General features: G+C 41.5%; 17 protein-coding genes and 1 tRNA gene. 3 read left to right on the top strand and 15 right to left on the bottom strand.

Translation table 11 applies throughout. From position 1 onward, the window contains the following. Positions 1–24: 24 nt before the first annotated feature. The 14 genes from ACXIUD_RS06850 to ACXIUD_RS06785 all read right to left on the bottom strand — a co-directional run bounded on the left by ACXIUD_RS06850 (position 25) and on the right by ACXIUD_RS06785 (position 12,198). Positions 25–417: a hypothetical protein gene (locus ACXIUD_RS06850; protein ID WP_458051880.1), complete on the bottom strand. Its 393-nt coding sequence runs from the start codon at positions 415–417 to the stop codon at positions 25–27. A 17-nt stretch (positions 418–434) separates the two neighbouring features. Next, positions 435–716 carry a hypothetical protein gene (locus ACXIUD_RS06845; protein WP_458051879.1) on the bottom strand — a complete coding sequence of 94 codons (282 nt, stop codon included), beginning with the start codon at positions 714–716 and terminating at the stop codon, positions 435–437. Between the two features lie 188 nt (positions 717–904). Further along, on the bottom strand, positions 905–2,104 hold the full coding sequence (locus ACXIUD_RS06840; protein ID WP_458051878.1) for a phosphoglycerate kinase: 1,200 nt from the start codon (positions 2,102–2,104) through the stop codon (positions 905–907). A gap of 27 nt (positions 2,105–2,131) precedes the next feature. Continuing rightward, positions 2,132–3,118 (bottom strand): L-threonylcarbamoyladenylate synthase, encoded by a 987-nt coding sequence (locus tag ACXIUD_RS06835; protein WP_458051877.1) that lies wholly within the window; start codon positions 3,116–3,118, stop codon positions 2,132–2,134. After that, positions 3,118–3,828, bottom strand: coding sequence for a tetratricopeptide repeat protein (locus ACXIUD_RS06830; RefSeq protein WP_458051876.1), 711 nt, complete (start codon positions 3,826–3,828; stop codon positions 3,118–3,120). Before ACXIUD_RS06830 ends, ACXIUD_RS06835 begins: the two co-directional genes overlap by 1 nt. A gap of 45 nt (positions 3,829–3,873) precedes the next feature. After that, positions 3,874–4,320 (bottom strand): acyl-CoA thioesterase, encoded by a 447-nt coding sequence (locus tag ACXIUD_RS06825; RefSeq protein WP_458051875.1) that lies wholly within the window; start codon positions 4,318–4,320, stop codon positions 3,874–3,876. Position 4,321: 1 nt separating this feature from the next. Further along, entirely contained in the window at positions 4,322–4,873 is a 552-nt protein-coding gene (locus ACXIUD_RS06820) for an NUDIX hydrolase (protein WP_458051874.1), read from the bottom strand. Then, positions 4,870–5,469 (bottom strand): hypothetical protein, encoded by a 600-nt coding sequence (locus ACXIUD_RS06815; RefSeq protein ID WP_458051873.1) that lies wholly within the window; start codon positions 5,467–5,469, stop codon positions 4,870–4,872. Before ACXIUD_RS06815 ends, ACXIUD_RS06820 begins: the two co-directional genes overlap by 4 nt. Continuing rightward, positions 5,469–7,379 (bottom strand): RecQ family ATP-dependent DNA helicase, encoded by a 1,911-nt coding sequence (locus tag ACXIUD_RS06810; protein ID WP_458051872.1) that lies wholly within the window; start codon positions 7,377–7,379, stop codon positions 5,469–5,471. The genes ACXIUD_RS06815 and ACXIUD_RS06810 overlap by 1 nt, the downstream gene beginning before the upstream one ends. A 1-nt stretch (position 7,380) precedes the next feature. Further along, complete coding sequence (locus ACXIUD_RS06805) at positions 7,381–8,157, bottom strand: enoyl-CoA hydratase/isomerase family protein (protein ID WP_458051871.1); 777 nt, start codon at positions 8,155–8,157, stop codon at positions 7,381–7,383. A 46-nt stretch (positions 8,158–8,203) separates the two neighbouring features. Further along, positions 8,204–10,162, bottom strand: coding sequence for a ComEC/Rec2 family competence protein (locus ACXIUD_RS06800; protein WP_458051870.1), 1,959 nt, complete (start codon positions 10,160–10,162; stop codon positions 8,204–8,206). A gap of 84 nt (positions 10,163–10,246) precedes the next feature. After that, on the bottom strand, positions 10,247–10,777 hold the full coding sequence (locus ACXIUD_RS06795) for a DUF3575 domain-containing protein (protein WP_458051869.1): 531 nt from the start codon (positions 10,775–10,777) through the stop codon (positions 10,247–10,249). Positions 10,778–10,802: 25 nt separating this feature from the next. Beyond that, positions 10,803–11,240 (bottom strand): GNAT family N-acetyltransferase, encoded by a 438-nt coding sequence (locus ACXIUD_RS06790; RefSeq protein ID WP_458051868.1) that lies wholly within the window; start codon positions 11,238–11,240, stop codon positions 10,803–10,805. Beyond that, positions 11,197–12,198, bottom strand: a complete 1,002-nt coding sequence (locus ACXIUD_RS06785) for a PhoH family protein (protein WP_458051867.1) — start codon at positions 12,196–12,198, stop codon at positions 11,197–11,199. Before ACXIUD_RS06785 ends, ACXIUD_RS06790 begins: the two co-directional genes overlap by 44 nt. 104 nt (positions 12,199–12,302) lie before the next feature. Between ACXIUD_RS06785 and ACXIUD_RS06780 the strand changes: the two genes are divergently transcribed. The 3 genes from ACXIUD_RS06780 (at position 12,303) to ACXIUD_RS06770 (ending at position 13,619) form a co-directional block, all read left to right on the top strand. Beyond that, positions 12,303–13,073 (top strand): SAM hydrolase/SAM-dependent halogenase family protein, encoded by a 771-nt coding sequence (locus tag ACXIUD_RS06780; protein ID WP_458051866.1) that lies wholly within the window; start codon positions 12,303–12,305, stop codon positions 13,071–13,073. Then, entirely contained in the window at positions 13,073–13,375 is a 303-nt protein-coding gene (locus ACXIUD_RS06775) for a putative quinol monooxygenase (protein WP_458051865.1), read from the top strand. Before ACXIUD_RS06780 ends, ACXIUD_RS06775 begins: the two co-directional genes overlap by 1 nt. A gap of 160 nt (positions 13,376–13,535) precedes the next feature. Beyond that, positions 13,536–13,619, top strand: a tRNA-Leu gene (locus ACXIUD_RS06770). Positions 13,620–13,996: 377 nt separating this feature from the next. On the opposite strand, the gene ACXIUD_RS06765 is transcribed toward ACXIUD_RS06770, so the two are convergent. Continuing rightward, complete coding sequence (locus tag ACXIUD_RS06765) at positions 13,997–14,911, bottom strand: hypothetical protein (RefSeq protein WP_458051864.1); 915 nt, start codon at positions 14,909–14,911, stop codon at positions 13,997–13,999. Positions 14,912–15,281: the final 370 nt, after the last annotated feature.

Genomic DNA, 15,281 nt, shown 5'->3' with positions numbered 1-15,281 from the left:
TTGCGCTCCTTGTGTGAAATTTAATCAATCGAAAATTTCTACATGGTACACATCGGATTGGTTTCGACAGATCCCATTGACCTCAAACCCTCCTTTTTGTGGAATTTCCTCCACCAGATCAAATACTTCGCAGTCTTTTGGAAGGCCTTCAAAAATCAAAGTAAAACGGTGGCTGGATCCAAAAATGTGCAGCCATTGTGGAAAGAAAGGGATATTATCTGCATTCAATAATTTTGCTTGACTGCCACCCTCTCTAGGAATCAAATATGTACTCGGCCAAATACGCAGTTGCCACCAACTATAAGACGACTGTATGGTGACATGAACAATCACCTGCTTTTCCACATCCGCCTGTATTTTGGCTTCTGTCAAAAGCTCCTTATCAATCTCAACTGCTGGAATAACCTGTGGTTCCATCGCTTCAGGGATGTATATCAATCATCATCATCTTCATCAGGCATCCGCTCATTGTATATCTTCGTTCCACATTCGATGCGGTCCACCTCAACAGGAATTTCATTGGTACTTTTGGAATAATAACGACCATTTTCTGCTAAAGAAATAGACCATAGTCGACCCTCTTCATCTCTATAGGTAAACACTCCTGTTGACTTATTTCTACGAATGTCCTCCCTAATCTCATAAAAACGTTGACGACCATCATCATCAGCCACCAAGAACACCAAGCAGGGGCCGTCGATTTCTTCAAACTCCATGCAAGAATTGAATAAGAGCAGCAGAAAAAGAAATGGAAGGATTTTTTTCACGAATGGCATACGCATAACAAACCCATATAGGGTTGAAGATGATTTTCGTTCCTAAGTTAAAACTTAAAACCGATAATTCGAAAAAGAAAAAGCAGGTCCGTCTCCAAACCTGCTTTCTGTGATTTTTTTGTTACAGCTTATACCTGCAAAGCGGCTACTCCTGGAAGTACTTTACCCTCCATGTGTTCCAACAAAGCACCACCGCCGGTGGATACATAAGAAACCTTATCAGTAAAGCCAAACTTGTTGACCGCAGCGGCAGAATCCCCCCCACCAATCAACGAGAAGGCTCCGTTTTCAGTGGCTTCGGCGATTGCCTCTGCAACAGCGACGGTACCATGTACAAAGCTCGACATCTCAAATACACCCATTGGACCATTCCATAGGATGGTTTTGGAGTTTTTGATAACATCAGCAAATAATTTTCTTGTTTCAGGACCAATATCTAAGCCCATCATATCAGAAGGGATTTCTCCAGCACTCGCCAAGCCCTGCTCATCATCATTAGCAAAAGACTTAGATGTCACGGTATCAACTGGAAGGATGATTTTCACACCTTTGGCTTCTGCTTTCTTCATCAACTCCAACACGTAGTCCAATTTATCTTCTTCGCATAGGGAATTACCGATTTGACCACCTTTGGCTTTGGAGAAGGTGTAAGACATCCCGCCACCAATGATGAGATTATCTACTTTTTCCAATAAACGCTCAATGATCAAAATCTTGTCGGAAATTTTAGCTCCTCCCATGATAGCAGTATATGGTCTTTCTGGATTTTCTAATACTTTGTCAGCATTCTCCAATTCAGACAGCATCAAATAACCTGTTGCTTTTTCTTCAAAAAACTGTGCAATAACTGCCGTAGAAGCATGTGCACGGTGAGCAGTACCGAAGGCATCGTTTACATACACATCCCCTAGCTTCGCTAATTTACCTGCAAATTCCTCGTTTCCTTTTTCCTCTTCTTTGTAAAAACGTAAGTTTTCCAATAACAATACTTCACCTGCCTGAAGGGATGCCGCCAAACTTACGGCCTCTTCTCCTATGCAGTCATTGGCAAATTTGACAGATTTACCAAGTAAAGCCTCTAAGTTGCCAATCACATGCCTTAAAGAATACTTATCGGTTGGACCCTCTTTAGGTCTTCCCAAATGTGACATTAAAATCACCGCACCACCATCACCCAAAATTTTTTGAATAGTAGGCAAAGCAGCGCGGATACGCGTATCATCGGTGACTTTCAAATCTGTATCCAAAGGCACATTGAAATCCACACGGATCAAGGCTTTTTTACCCTTGAACTCAATACTGTCAACACTTCTGAATTTGTTACTCATATGGTTATTGTTTAAAAGGTTTGAAATCTAACTATCCTCAAGCTTATCCATGGACTCAGCGGCAGCCCGTTTGAGCCGATCATTGATGGCTTTACCCAGACCTTCGTCAGGTAAATACTCGGATAAAATTACGGAAACATTCAGACTGTCCAAAGTTCTCATGGCAGCAAACAAATTTTTTGCGGCTTCCTCCAAGCTTCCACGAGAAGAAAGCTGCATTTGTTGCCCGGAATCTAAACCTGAAAAATGCTCCTGAAAAGATAATACGGCAAAGGGAATATGTTCTCCCTGATATTTTTGAACCAACTCCTTCAAATTACCGATGATAAACGGCTTCGTTGGGGCATAATGCGATTTCAACATACCTGGACTTTGAGGATTGGAACTACTATGCGCCATCATCTGCACCTTACCTACGATGCTCTCAATTTTTCTTACTTCCAAACCGCCAAGACGGAACACTGTCACCTCTCCATCCAACATCCCCACAATGGTGCTCTCCAAACCAACTTCACAAGCCCCTCCATCCAAAATATAGGGTATTTTATCCCCAAGCTGATCATTGACATGCGAAGCTTTGGTTGGGCTGATATAGCCAAATGGGTTAGCACTAGGGGCAGCCAAAGGAAAGGGCAAATGTCTCAACAATTCCAAGGTGAGTTCATGGCGAGGAATACGTACTGCCACAGTATCCAATCCGGATGTCACCAAATCAGGTACGATTGGCTTTTTTGACAATAATAAAGTCAAAGGACCTGGCCAAAAACGTTCCGCTAGCAAGCGCAAAGGCTTTGGGAAATCTTGGATAAATTCTTCGACTTTGGAAATATCTGAGGTATGCACAATCAGGGGATCAAAGCTCGGTCGATTTTTGGTCGTAAATATCTTGGTCACTGCATCCGGATTCAGGGCATTCCCCGCCAATCCATAGACAGTTTCCGTCGGTATCCCTACCAATTCACCTGCTGTTAAATATGCAGCAGCCTGCTCAAGCGCTGTCCCTATCTGTGCCATTAATCTTTACAAAAATCTTCAATCCAGGTTTGTGCATCAGCATAACCCAAACTTCTAGCCATTTTGAAATTGACACAGCCTTCGTCTACCATATTAAAAGCAGACATTTGTATGGTGCCAATCAGGTAATACGCCTCACCATTGGTATTGTCTAAGTCCACTGCTTTGGTCAAGGAGTTGATGGAAGAAACGGGATCGTTATTCCAAAACTCTGACTTGCCTTTATTGAACCAAGCGCGGGAATTTCCAGGATTTTCCTGAATCACAATATCAAAATCAAAAATTGCATCTTCGTAGGATTCCAAACCCATCAAAGCCACCCCACGGTTAAAATACACATCTAAAATCCCGGGCTCCAAACCATTCGCAGTATTGTAATCCATCACGGCTGCACGGTATTCCCCTTTTTCAAACCAGGCATTTCCACGGTTGAGGTAAGGTTTATAGCTAAGGCTATCGATTTTTATGGATCGGTTGAATGCTTCAATAGCACGGTCATACTGAGCCAATTGAATCAAGGCAATGCCTTTGGCATTCAAAGCGGATGCAAAGTTTGCATCTTGATCAATGGCTCTATCAAAGTAGGTGATTGCTTTTTGATAATCGGAACCTTCCAATTGACGAATTCCTTCCTGAAATAACTCGTCAGCTGATGGGCTGCAAGATGCCAGCCAAATCAGACTTACCCAGAATACTAGTTGCTTCTTCACGTTTCGTAAATTTCCTGCAAAGATAAGGTTTTACGCCTGATTCTCTCACTTCTGCTCCAATTTAACTCGGTATTGATCCGGAACGGGAGTGGGCTTCATAGTCTTCATATCTACCGACACCATGACCACCGAGGCAGTTGCATAGATGGCTTCTTCTCCTTTTTCGATGGTCCCCGCTAGTACTTGTTCCAACACAAATGAACTATTTCCTACCGATTTGCAGCGGACAAAAGCAGACACGCGATCAAATGCATGGATAGGTTTTTTGTAGGAAATATGTAAATCAGCTACCACCGTCCCCACATCCATCACATCCCAACCACATTGCTGATACAAATACAGGGCACGGGCATGTTCCAGGTAACTGAAATACACCCCATTATTCACATGCATATACCCATCAATATCGGAAAAACGCACCTGCAAAGGCACTGAAAATGAAAAAGAGGACCTCACATCCTCCAATCCATTTATGACTAATTGCTGACTCATGTCAAATTAATATTTCTGATTTGCTCGTTTTTTCTAGCATTCGAAGAATGGAGGAATTGCCTCCAGTCAAATCTTCCACCCGGTCAAAAGGAATCCATGCCAAATCTTTACTTTCCTCCGAAATCACCAAAGGCTCATCAATTTCAGCTTCAATCAAAAATCGCACATCGTAATGAAAGTGTTCGGGAACCTCTCCCTTTTTTGGAATAATGTGTCTGTCAACATCAAATATTCCACTATCCACTAATCGTAAGGAAGTCAAGCCACTTTCCTCGCACGCTTCATTCATGGCTACTTCACGCAAGTTCTCATTCCCATCGGCATGCCCTCCTAATTGTAACCAGCGGTTCAACTTTCTATGAAGGGTCATTAAAGCATGTGTTCTTCGTTTGTTTACAATCCAGGCGGAACCGGTGAAATGTCCTTGAATACGTTCCCTGCGAAAAGCTAGCTCATCGTATGTCAAATCAATAAAATCTTTAATAGCCGCTGCTTCCTCTTCAAATGGTGTCCGGTAATTTTCTAGGTTTTCTCTGAGTGTTTGCCTGTTCATGGTATGTTGGTTTCAAAGATATGATCAATAAACTCGTCAAAAGGTTTTGCCTTTTGGTACAGGTGATCGGAGTACACGGTCACCAAGACTTTAATAAAACTGGGTTCATTGTCAATCGTTACTTTTTCCACACTTACATTTCCATAGAGCTGATCAATTTTACTGGTGAAGTCTTCAGCTTGCAGGGGTGGTTTAAAGTATTGTTTCTCGGTAGTTTTGACTTTATCGTTGATTTCTTCGATTTTTCTGTCCAAACTCACCTGTCTATATCCCAAAGCTAACATTCGTCTGCCAAAAGCAAAGAAAAGTTTAGAAAAAGTTTCAGGATTAAATGGCGGATCATAAGAAATGGCAAATCCGTTGGCATAAGGGCTATTCAAGGTATGCACTTCTGGCTTAGCATTGATACCGGCTTTTTTAAAATGATAATTTTTGCCCACAAGGTCTAGTATATACGAACATTCAGCAGACTGCAACCAAATCTCCAGATCCACCATATCCTGCGAAGACTGCACAAAGTTTTCTTTTACCTGTATTGGGGTATTTTTTTTGGGAAATAATTTCCCAAAAAGGTCATCAATAAATCCTCCGGCCATTACTTGTTGAGTTTATATTCACCGCTGGGTTCTTCTACGATCAAGCCCTCGTCAGATAGGTCTCGCAGGACTTCTATGGTCTCTTGTTCTTTTTTTAATCCCGTCACCTCTTCCAGCGTATGCATAGAAAACCGTTTCCCCTCCTGTAAAGTTTGAATTATCTTACTTTTTACCTTTACGTAATGTGCTCCGCCTTGTTTTTTTTGCTTGATGCAAACATCACAAATGCCACACTGATGATCTGAAACTTCTCCAAAATAATGGGAAATCTGATTGGCCCTACAGACCTGTGCATTCCTAACATAAGAAATCATAGAATCTGCTTTTTCTACTGCATTTTCCCTTCGTTCGGCAATGCGTTTACTTTGTAATGGTAATTTCCCCGCATCAAAGCGCTCTGTCAAAAAAGTAACCTGTGGCTTATCTTTTCGCTGTTCATAGGCCAGCACGCCAAGTTTATCCAACTGTTGTAAGCCCTGTATCAATTGGGTTTCAGACATCTGCATGGCTTTGGCGAGTTTGTTTTCCTGTATGGACATAAACTCCGTGAATAATTCCCCTCCATAAGTCCGAAGTAATACCTTGATCAATGGGTCCAATTTGGCATGGGCAATCTGGACTTCATACAATTTCCCATGATTGACCACAAACTTGATTTTGGAGGGAGCAAAAAAACTTTCATTCATCTCCACAAAACCTTCCTCTTGCAAGACTTTTAGCGCATTGTAGGTAATCAGTAAATCAAGGGAATAGGTCTGGCAAAAATCTTGTAAATCAAAATCAAAACTAACCATTAACCCACTCCCTACTGCCATTCGGTAATAATTGGCTAGGCATTGGTACACTTTCCGCAGATATTCTATAGGAGGATAGGCAATTTCTGCCCGATCCCGCAGTGTCTTCAAATCCTGTTCATTGGTCAGCAAGACCGCATAGGCTTTAAGCTCATCCCGACCAGCCCTGCCAGCTTCCTGATAGTAGTTTTCCAAATTTTCAGGCAAATCCAAGTGCAGCACCAATCGTACATCGGGCTTATCAATCCCCATTCCAAAAGCATTAGTAGCCACCATTACCCGGATTTTATTGGACTTCCATTCCTGCTGCCTACTTTCACGCACTTCACCCGGTAGGCCTGCATGATAAAAAGTAGCCGGAATCCCCGCTTGATTGAGGAGACCTGCCAGTTCTTTGGTTCCTTTGCGATTGCGGGCGTATATGATGGCTGTACCGGGTACTCGTTGGAGGATACGAATCCCTTGCTCCAATTTGTTTTCGGCAAAACGAACGGTGTAACTGAGATTTTTTCGGGAAAAAGAACGGACAAAAACCTGAGGCTGTCTCAACTCCAATTTATCTATGATGTCCTGCTTGACCCGAGGAGTAGCGGAGGCAGTCAAGGCCATACAAGGAACCTGAGGATGCCACTGACGAATGAGTGCAATTTCCAAATAGGGAGGCCTAAAATCATAGCCCCACTGGGAAATGCAGTGTGCCTCATCGATAGCCAACAGACACACCTTCATCTTTTTAAAGCGCTCGATGAAAAGCTCAGACTTCAAGCGCTCGGGGGAGACATACAGAAACTTGTAATTTCCATAAATGCAATTATCCAAAACCGTATCTATTTCCCTACGGCTCATGCCTGAATAGATCGCCGAAGCCAATACTCCTCTCCTTCGTAGATTATCCACTTGGTCCTTCATCAAGGCAATCAGGGGGCTCACCACCACACAAATGCCTTCCATAGCCAAAGCTGGCACCTGAAAACAAATGGATTTCCCTCCACCTGTAGGCAATAAGGCCAGTGCATCCTTTCCTTCCAAGGCAGACATAACTATCCCCAATTGGGCCGGACGAAACTCCGAATACCCAAAAAACTGCTGGAGGATATGATATGCCTTTTCCTGCATCTTACCAAGTCAATTTTTCTTTGTTTAAGAATGCAGCTATCCCTTTTTGACAATCTGCCGTACCCCTTGCCCTCGCATTCATCTGGGCCGCATACTCCAACCCATCATCCAAACTTTTTTCCTGAACAAAGGCAATCATTTCTTTCGTTAGCCTAATGGACTGACCGGAGTTTTGACGGATAAGTTTTTGCGCATAGCTCCTTACTTTTTCCTCCAATTCATCTGTCTTCACCACCCAATTGATCAAGCCCATTTCTTTAGCCTCTTGAGCGGAGATCAAATCTCCATCTAGCAATAATTGCTTTGCTTTTCCTTCTCCTATTTTTCTCAATAGAAATACTTTGACGATGGCGGGAATAAAACCAATTTTCACTTCAGTATACCCAAATTTTGCCTCTTCCACTGCAAAAGAAAAATCACATACAGTTGCCAAGCCACAACCTCCGGCCAAGGCATGTCCTTGGATCTGGGCAATGACCACTTTGGGAAAGGTATAGATTTGATAAAACAGCTCTTTGAGATTTCGGCTATCTTCCAAATTCTCATCATAGGTATTGGATTGGAGTTGCTGCAAATATCCCAAATCTGCCCCAGCACAAAAAGCAGAGCCTTCCGCTTTGATGATGACAACTTTAACATTTGGATCTGTGGAAAAACTTAAGAGGGCGGCCTTCATAGCCTCCACCATTTCTGAATTCAATGCGTTTCGCTTATCCGCACGGTTCAAAATGATGGTTCCTATTCGTTCATGTACTTGGGTTAAGATGGGTTGGTTCATGTTTTTTATTTAATAGTTTTCACAAAATACTAGAAATAGGTATACACTACCTAAGATTTTCAACAGGAGTTGCAAATTTAACTTTCACAGCCCCTGAATTCATCCGCTCTTCTGCAAATGGTTTGAAAGTTTTCCATTTCACCCCATCAAATTGCCAACTTTGCTCAGCAAGCGTATGCAAACTATCTTTCGCAAGCAACCCAAAACCAGGCACAAGGAGAAAGTTTTGACCTTCTTTGTGTATGAGTTGCAATGGAAAAGATTCCTTTGCTCCCAAGCTTTTTCTAAAAGGCTCTACTTTGAAAGCCAACTCTTCTTCACTCGCATCCTCATAGCTATACCTCCTTCCTTGAACAAAGACATCTATTACCTTACCCTTATTCAAATCATATGAAATAAGATACGGATCTTGCTTTACTTGCTGCATTCCTTCGATCCAAGTCCAAGCCACAAAAGCAGTTCCTAGCCCAAGTAACAAAAATGCTGTCAGTTTTTGAGGATGATAAGAAAGTATCAAGAGAAGAACCATAGCAATTAGATAAAACCAAGTTAATGGCAAAGACCAATCCACTTCCAGCCGGGAAGCAGGCAACCACTGAATGGCACCAATCAGGGCATTCATCAAACGTATCAGGTGCTCTGTCAACCAGCCTAAGGCATCAGCAATCAATGGAATCTCCGAAAGCAGCATATATGGCACTCCCACTGACATAATCAAAAAGGCCCCCGGTATAGCAATCAGGTTTGAAAGCATGAAGTAAGTAGGGAAAATTCCAAAGTAATACGCTGAAATCGGAAAGGTCGCAACTTGCGCGGCGATGCCCACGGTGGTAATCTGCCAGATATACTCCACTGATCTCAGAGAGGGTATCCAAAGATTTACCAGTAAGGGCTGTATCAATAAAATTCCCAATAATGCAATGTAGGATAATTGAAACCCCACTGAAAACAAGAGATTGGGATCAAAAAGCAGCAATAAAAAAGCAGATAAAGCTATGGCGTTGAAAATGGAAGGACTTCTTGACTTCATTTGTGCCAAAGCTATGATGGTGAACATAGTAGCCGAGCGCATCACTGAAGGTGACATCCCCGTCAACAAGGCATAACACCAAATCAAGGCAATGACAAAAGATAAAAACAATACTCGTTTTCCTGCAGCCAGCCGGTATGGCTTCCATAGTAAAAAGAAAAACCCATATATAATCCCTACATGCAATCCCGAAACCGCCAAAATATGCATTGCTCCCGCTGTGGCATAGGCCTCAGAAACCTCTTTATCCAAGTCTTTTTTTTGCCCCAATAGCAATGCATTGGCTATTTGTCTGGCTTGGGTATTTTGAAAATGTGCATGAAAGGCTGCTTGAACCCTGAATCTCAAAGTTTGGAAGAAGTTTTCGACAGGCTGTACCTGCAGTTGGCCGATTATGGCAATTTCTTGAAAAAGAAACTGTCGGTAAAACACCCCTTGCCTACCCATAAACGCTTGATAGTTGAATTCAGCAGGATTCCGAGGTCCTTCAATTCGCTGAAAAGCCTGTGGTACCCATATCAAATCCCCAGGCTTCAGAGGATGTTCCCTTCGGTGGTAAAGCAACACCTCCACATCAGTCCGAATGGCAGTATCTGAATAAAATAATTCCTTGGCCCGAATCCTATTGAGCTTGGAGTTGGGTTTTTGTTGTTCATGTTCCAACACGATGGCTGCGTAGCCTGTCATCCCATCCAATGAAAGTTCCTGTTGTTGTTTGAACCTTTCCTGTTGCTGGGATTTTACATACATCCCAAAAAGCAGCAATTGTGTATACGCCAACAAGGGAATGATCAACTTGAACCGATAAAAACTGCGGTAACGGTTAATGATCACCAAACAAACCAAGATTAGCCCCAAGCCAATCAACGTATATGAAATATACGTCAGTAGCACGACAGGTATCCGAGGATGCAGGAGAATTCCTCCCAGAAAAAAAGGTAAATAGCGCACAAAAGGATACTCTGCAAATTTCATAGGCTCAATGCTTTCTGAAATTTAACTAGAAAACAAAAAAGAGGGAAATGATCCCTCTTTTCTCGCCGATATTAAACGTTTATTTTAAAATCTTAAGCCTACTGTGAATCCAAAATTGAATTCAATAGGGCTAAATCGATCCGCTACTTCCTCACTGAATCCCCTAGCGATACTCGCAAAAGGTCCAAAAGCAAACTTATCATTAAAGGCCCACTTGTAACCTCCACCTAATCCAATGAATCCGCTATTCAAATTGGTAACTCCAGCTGGTTCAGAGAATTCACCAAATCTATATTTGAAGAAAGGGAATAAGAACAAGCGATGATCATCTTCGCCCGCAAAATAAAACTGATACGATAATTGAAAGGAGGTAGCGCTAAAGTTTCTTTCTGCATTGGTTGTTCTATAAGCAAATCGATCATTGAAATGCAGTTCTACACCTATGGACTGATCTTTTGCCAAGAAATATTCATAACCCAATTCCACCTTTCCAAGTGCAATCAAATTAAGAAAGTTAAGTCTTACCTCATTGGTAGCATGATCATTCATGCTTTGCGCGTAAACACCTTGCTGAATAAAAAGAGCAGCAAGCAGCATCAAGAAAATCTTTTTCATATTCATGAATTTTAAAATTTAAACCTTACAAATATAGTTCCATTTTATAATGAAGTATGCTACATTCCTCAAATAGTTCGCCAACTTGCTTAAATCCAAACTTGGCGTATAAAGGTATGGCATCCAATTGCGCGTGCATGTAGAGTTTTTTGCCTTTGGCTTCTGGCTGAGCGGCAATGTCCTCCAGTACTGCTTTGACCAAGGCTAGCCCAATGCCTTTTCTGCGCATTTCTTTCAATACGGCAAACCGCTCCAATTTCACACCCTTGTCCGTATATCTCCATCGGGCTGTTCCCGCAGGCGCATCGTCCATGTTGGCTAGGAAGTGCGTGGACGACTTTTCAAACTCGTCATATTCCACCGCAGGATCTACTTCTTGCTCTATGACGAATACCTTTTTTCGAATATCAAAGATGATGTCAAACTGTCCCTGCGTCTGGACCTTTTCTACTGTTATAGGCATCTTTTTTTTCTAATTTTTCAGCTTCTTCTCTATCGTAAGCCTCAATAATGGATTTTACCAATTTGTGTCGGATGACATCCTTCCCACTCAAATTCACAATCCCGATACCCTTCACATCTTTCAATATTCTCAAGGCCTCTTTCAAGCCAGATTTTTGTCTATTGGGCAAATCTACCTGTGTTTGGTCTCCCGTAATGATCACCTTCGAATTAGGTCCCATTCTGGTCAAAAACATTTTGATCTGCTCGCTGGTGGTGTTTTGGGCTTCGTCTAATAATACAAAGGCATCGTGCAAAGTCCTTCCCCGCATATACGCTAGAGGGGCAATTTCAATGACACGGGTTTCCTGATAATACTTCAATTTCTCCGCTGGTACCATATCACTCAGCGCATCATATATAGGTCTCAAGTATGGATCTAATTTCTCCTGTAAATCTCCAGGCAGAAAACCTAGATTCTCCCCAGCTTCCACAGCAGGTCTGGTAATGATAATTCGCTTAACCTCTCGGTTTTTTAACGCTCTTACAGCTAATGCTACTGCAATGTATGTCTTTCCAGTACCAGCAGGCCCTAAAGCAAAAACAAGGTCATTTTTGAAGGCTGCATCTACCAATTTTCGTTGATTGGCGGATTTTGGCTTGACAACTAGACCCTTATTACCATAGACAATTACATCATTCACCTCATCATTTTGAAAAGGGGCGTTTTCCAAGGCTAGATACTCTTTCACATTATCAGGGCTCAAGTGCCCAAAGCGGTGAAAATGCTGAAAAAGCATATTCAAAAGATCGTTGATTCTAAGAATTTCTGGTGCTCGACCTTGTATGCGGATTTCATTGCCCCTTGAAATAATTTTACTTTGGGGAAATGCATCCGAAATCTGTTTGATATTTTCATTTCCTGCTCCCAAAAAATCAAGAAGCGGAATGTTTTCCAACGTAATTACTTTCTCTACCAATATGTTGTATTTGATTAATGAATTCTATCTATGGTGTAAAGAATAAATTCCTAATTTTGTTCACACCTATCACAAAAATAGAAAAATTTAATAGACTTGCACTTATGGCGCTGATAACATTCACCTCAGATTTTGGAGAACGTGATTTTTACGTACCTGCTGTCAAAGCGAAGATGTTATCAATCAACCCTCAGTTGTCCATTGTGGATATTAGCCATCAAATTGAGCCTTACAACACGGCCCAGGCAGCATTTTTATTGAAATCGGTATATAAAGACTTTCCAAAGGGCACGGTTCACCTGCTTGCTCTCAATGCTACGGACGTGCGAAAAGATGGCTTTATCGCTATCAAACATGAGGAGCATATTTTCATTGGGCCCAATAATGGGGTATTGAGCCTACTATCCGAACAGGAGCCGGGGATTGTCGTGCAACTGACAGATGCCCATGTACAAGGCACAACATTCCCTACCAAAGATTTATTGGCGCCTATTGCAGCAAAAGTTGCCAGTGGGGCTGCCATCCATGATTTTGGCGGGCCTTTACGCTCAATCAAGCGCATGATTGGACGACAGTTTAAAGCTACCAAACAAGAAATTGTGGGCCATGTGCTTCAAATCGACAATTACGGTAATATGTTGACCAATATTCCTAAGGAAGTATTTGACCTGCTCAATCCTGGGCGATTCACTATCCGCTTTGGAAGAGAAGAAGCGACCACGATCAACCATTCTTACGAGGAGGTTGACAACGGAGATTGCTTTGTGCTGTTCAATAGTTTGGGTATCATGGAAATCGGCATCAATCAAGGACATGGGGCGGAGTTACTAGGTTTGCGGGTAGACTCTCCCATTTATATAAATTTTGAAAACTAATGGAGTTATTGATTCGAGTAGTCCGCATGGAATTTGAGGAAGAGCACATCCCTGCTTTTTTGGAAAATTTTCACGCCAACAAGGAAAAAATCAGGAATTTTCCCGGTTGCCATCATTTAGAGCTGTGGCAAGATGAAAATTTTAAAAATATTTTCATGACTTACAGTCATTGGGAATCTGAAGAGGCCTTGAATCAATATCGTGATTCTGAATTATTTAAAGGAGTCTGGGGATTTACCAAAACCCTGTTTGCAGGCAAGCCCACTGCATTTTCTTCAAAAAAAATTGTGGAACTACCTTGAGGGGGCTTGCAGGAAAAAAAAATAGTATTCATATTTGCATCCCGTTCAGCAAGGAACGCGGATAATTGAAATGCCCAGGTGGCGGACCTGTCCGCCGACAAATCATTAAATTGATCTGTCAAGAAAACTTGGAAAGGTTAAAATCCGCTTGCAACACCATGCCCAGGTGGCGGAATTGGTAGACGCGTTGGTCTCAAACACCAATGAGGTTACACTCGTGCCGGTTCGACTCCGGCCCTGGGTACAACAAACCCCTTCAGAAGCAATTTTGAAGGGGTTTTTTCATTTTTTGGCAAACCATTGGCAAACCAAATTTTCAAACCTCCAAATCCTCCAATTTTTAACGGTTCAAAGATGACGAAACCACATACCACTAGTCCAATCAATTTACTCTAAAAATATCTTCTCAAAACTTAAAACCTCAAAAACATTTTATCCTCACTTTTTCACCTACTAAACTGTAATTATTCCAAGCCCTTTGGAATTGCAAAAAATACAACCTTTCTCTGCTATACTACAAGTTGCGAATCTGTTATTTCAACTTCTTCTTTGATCAAAAAAAACAGTGTAATTTCTACAGCCTTTTTAAACAAAAAAATCCATGTAAAAAATACATGGATTTTAATGCCATAGACATTCTTCATAGCCCTTTATTTTTTCCTCCACCATCCCAATGAGAATTTCTCTTAAATTTTCGAATTCAAATTCAGACCGCAATTCTTCCATCCTGGCCTCATAACTCTTAGAAGTCCTGTAATTAGACTTTTTCTTGAGGACTTTTTGAAACTCGGGATTACTCATAAAGATTACAACAGACGCATCCTTAAAATCCTTCGTCATCATAGGATCAATCCCATAATCAAATCCAAACGAAAATATGGTTTCCTGCAATTCGAATCTAATGTAATCCAGAACTGTTGGCTCCTTCAAGTCTCTAGGGGAGAAAATCAGAATCGGATTTTGCTTCCGCTTTTGGAAATAGGTAAGCTTCATTTCTTTTTCCACCCTCAATGTTGGAGGAATATGAATACGGTTATCCTTTAAGACCTCAAATTGTTTATCATATACCTTCAAATTGAAATAACTGGAAACAAACCTTTTCCCATATATCTTTCTACTGTCTCTTGGCCGCATTGGCTCCATGGGCTTGCCCTTATAAGAAATCAAACTATCAACAAATTTTGCTACATCGCAATTAAAATTCAACCCTACAGTCATTTTGGTGATTCGGGAATCCCAGAAATACTCTCCAAAATAACCTTCCAAAACTCGCATACATTCTTGTAACTCATCCCAGATGAATTCCGAATAATTATTACCCTTATAAAACTTATGCCAAGAGTTCATTACAATTAACTTACTAGCAGTCATCTTAATAAAAAGGTTCTTTAATTGGGCAGCATAATGGATAACGTCTCCATTTCTATTAAACTCTGGGCTGAATATCAAGCCAACATGCTCAAATGGATAAGAAACTTTTTCCCTGAATTCCAGTGGTGGATCAAAAGGTATTTCAAACTTCAAATCATCTACCATACCCAACCTCCCCTTCCTGCTTCGATTGATATAAATTCTTTGAGGAACTCAAACTTCAATGATAAGTTCCTCCAATTCCCCTTAAAACTAACCTCTAAGCCTTGGAGTCCAGCGCTAGGCAAGAAAGGGCTTTCTTCAAGTGGCTTGTATTCGAAAAGTTCCTCATTCGTAACCGGCATAAGAAAGTACTTATCCTTATTTGAATTACTATGAATGATTGCTTTGCATGAGTGCAAAAAATGATGAATTTGACCCCTTGTTGACGATTTAAATTGACCCCTTGCTGGTGATGCAAATCGACCCCCGGCTGGTGATGTAAACTGACCCCCGTCAAAAGTTATTTTTTTGGAATGGAATAGGAGGCTTTTAA

The organism is Mongoliitalea sp., from assembly GCF_054166905.1.
The sequence above is the reverse complement of the archived record's forward strand: the minus strand, read 5'-3'. Positions and strand labels throughout refer to the sequence as shown.

Bases quoted from the DNA above. Each gene is read 5' to 3' on its own strand.
- ACXIUD_RS06850 (WP_458051880.1), bottom strand. From the start codon at position 417: ATGGAACCACAGGTTATTCCAGCAGTTGAGATTGATAAGGAGCTTTTG.
- ACXIUD_RS06845 (WP_458051879.1), bottom strand. From the start codon at position 716: ATGGAGTTTGAAGAAATCGACGGCCCCTGCTTGGTGTTCTTGGTGGCT.
- ACXIUD_RS06840 (WP_458051878.1), bottom strand. From the start codon at position 2,104: ATGAGTAACAAATTCAGAAGTGTTGACAGTATTGAGTTCAAGGGTAAA.
- ACXIUD_RS06835 (WP_458051877.1), bottom strand. From the start codon at position 3,118: ATGGCACAGATAGGGACAGCGCTTGAGCAGGCTGCTGCATATTTAACA.
- ACXIUD_RS06825 (WP_458051875.1), bottom strand. From the start codon at position 4,320: ATGAGTCAGCAATTAGTCATAAATGGATTGGAGGATGTGAGGTCCTCT.
- ACXIUD_RS06820 (WP_458051874.1), bottom strand. From the start codon at position 4,873: ATGAACAGGCAAACACTCAGAGAAAACCTAGAAAATTACCGGACACCA.
- ACXIUD_RS06815 (WP_458051873.1), bottom strand. From the start codon at position 5,469: ATGGCCGGAGGATTTATTGATGACCTTTTTGGGAAATTATTTCCCAAA.
- ACXIUD_RS06810 (WP_458051872.1), bottom strand. From the start codon at position 7,379: ATGCAGGAAAAGGCATATCATATCCTCCAGCAGTTTTTTGGGTATTCG.
- ACXIUD_RS06805 (WP_458051871.1), bottom strand. From the start codon at position 8,157: ATGAACCAACCCATCTTAACCCAAGTACATGAACGAATAGGAACCATC.
- ACXIUD_RS06800 (WP_458051870.1), bottom strand. From the start codon at position 10,162: ATGAAATTTGCAGAGTATCCTTTTGTGCGCTATTTACCTTTTTTTCTG.
- ACXIUD_RS06795 (WP_458051869.1), bottom strand. From the start codon at position 10,777: ATGAAAAAGATTTTCTTGATGCTGCTTGCTGCTCTTTTTATTCAGCAA.
- ACXIUD_RS06790 (WP_458051868.1), bottom strand. From the start codon at position 11,240: ATGCCTATAACAGTAGAAAAGGTCCAGACGCAGGGACAGTTTGACATC.
- ACXIUD_RS06780 (WP_458051866.1), top strand. From the start codon at position 12,303: ATGGCGCTGATAACATTCACCTCAGATTTTGGAGAACGTGATTTTTAC.
- ACXIUD_RS06775 (WP_458051865.1), top strand. From the start codon at position 13,073: ATGGAGTTATTGATTCGAGTAGTCCGCATGGAATTTGAGGAAGAGCAC.
- ACXIUD_RS06765 (WP_458051864.1), bottom strand. From the start codon at position 14,911: ATGGTAGATGATTTGAAGTTTGAAATACCTTTTGATCCACCACTGGAA.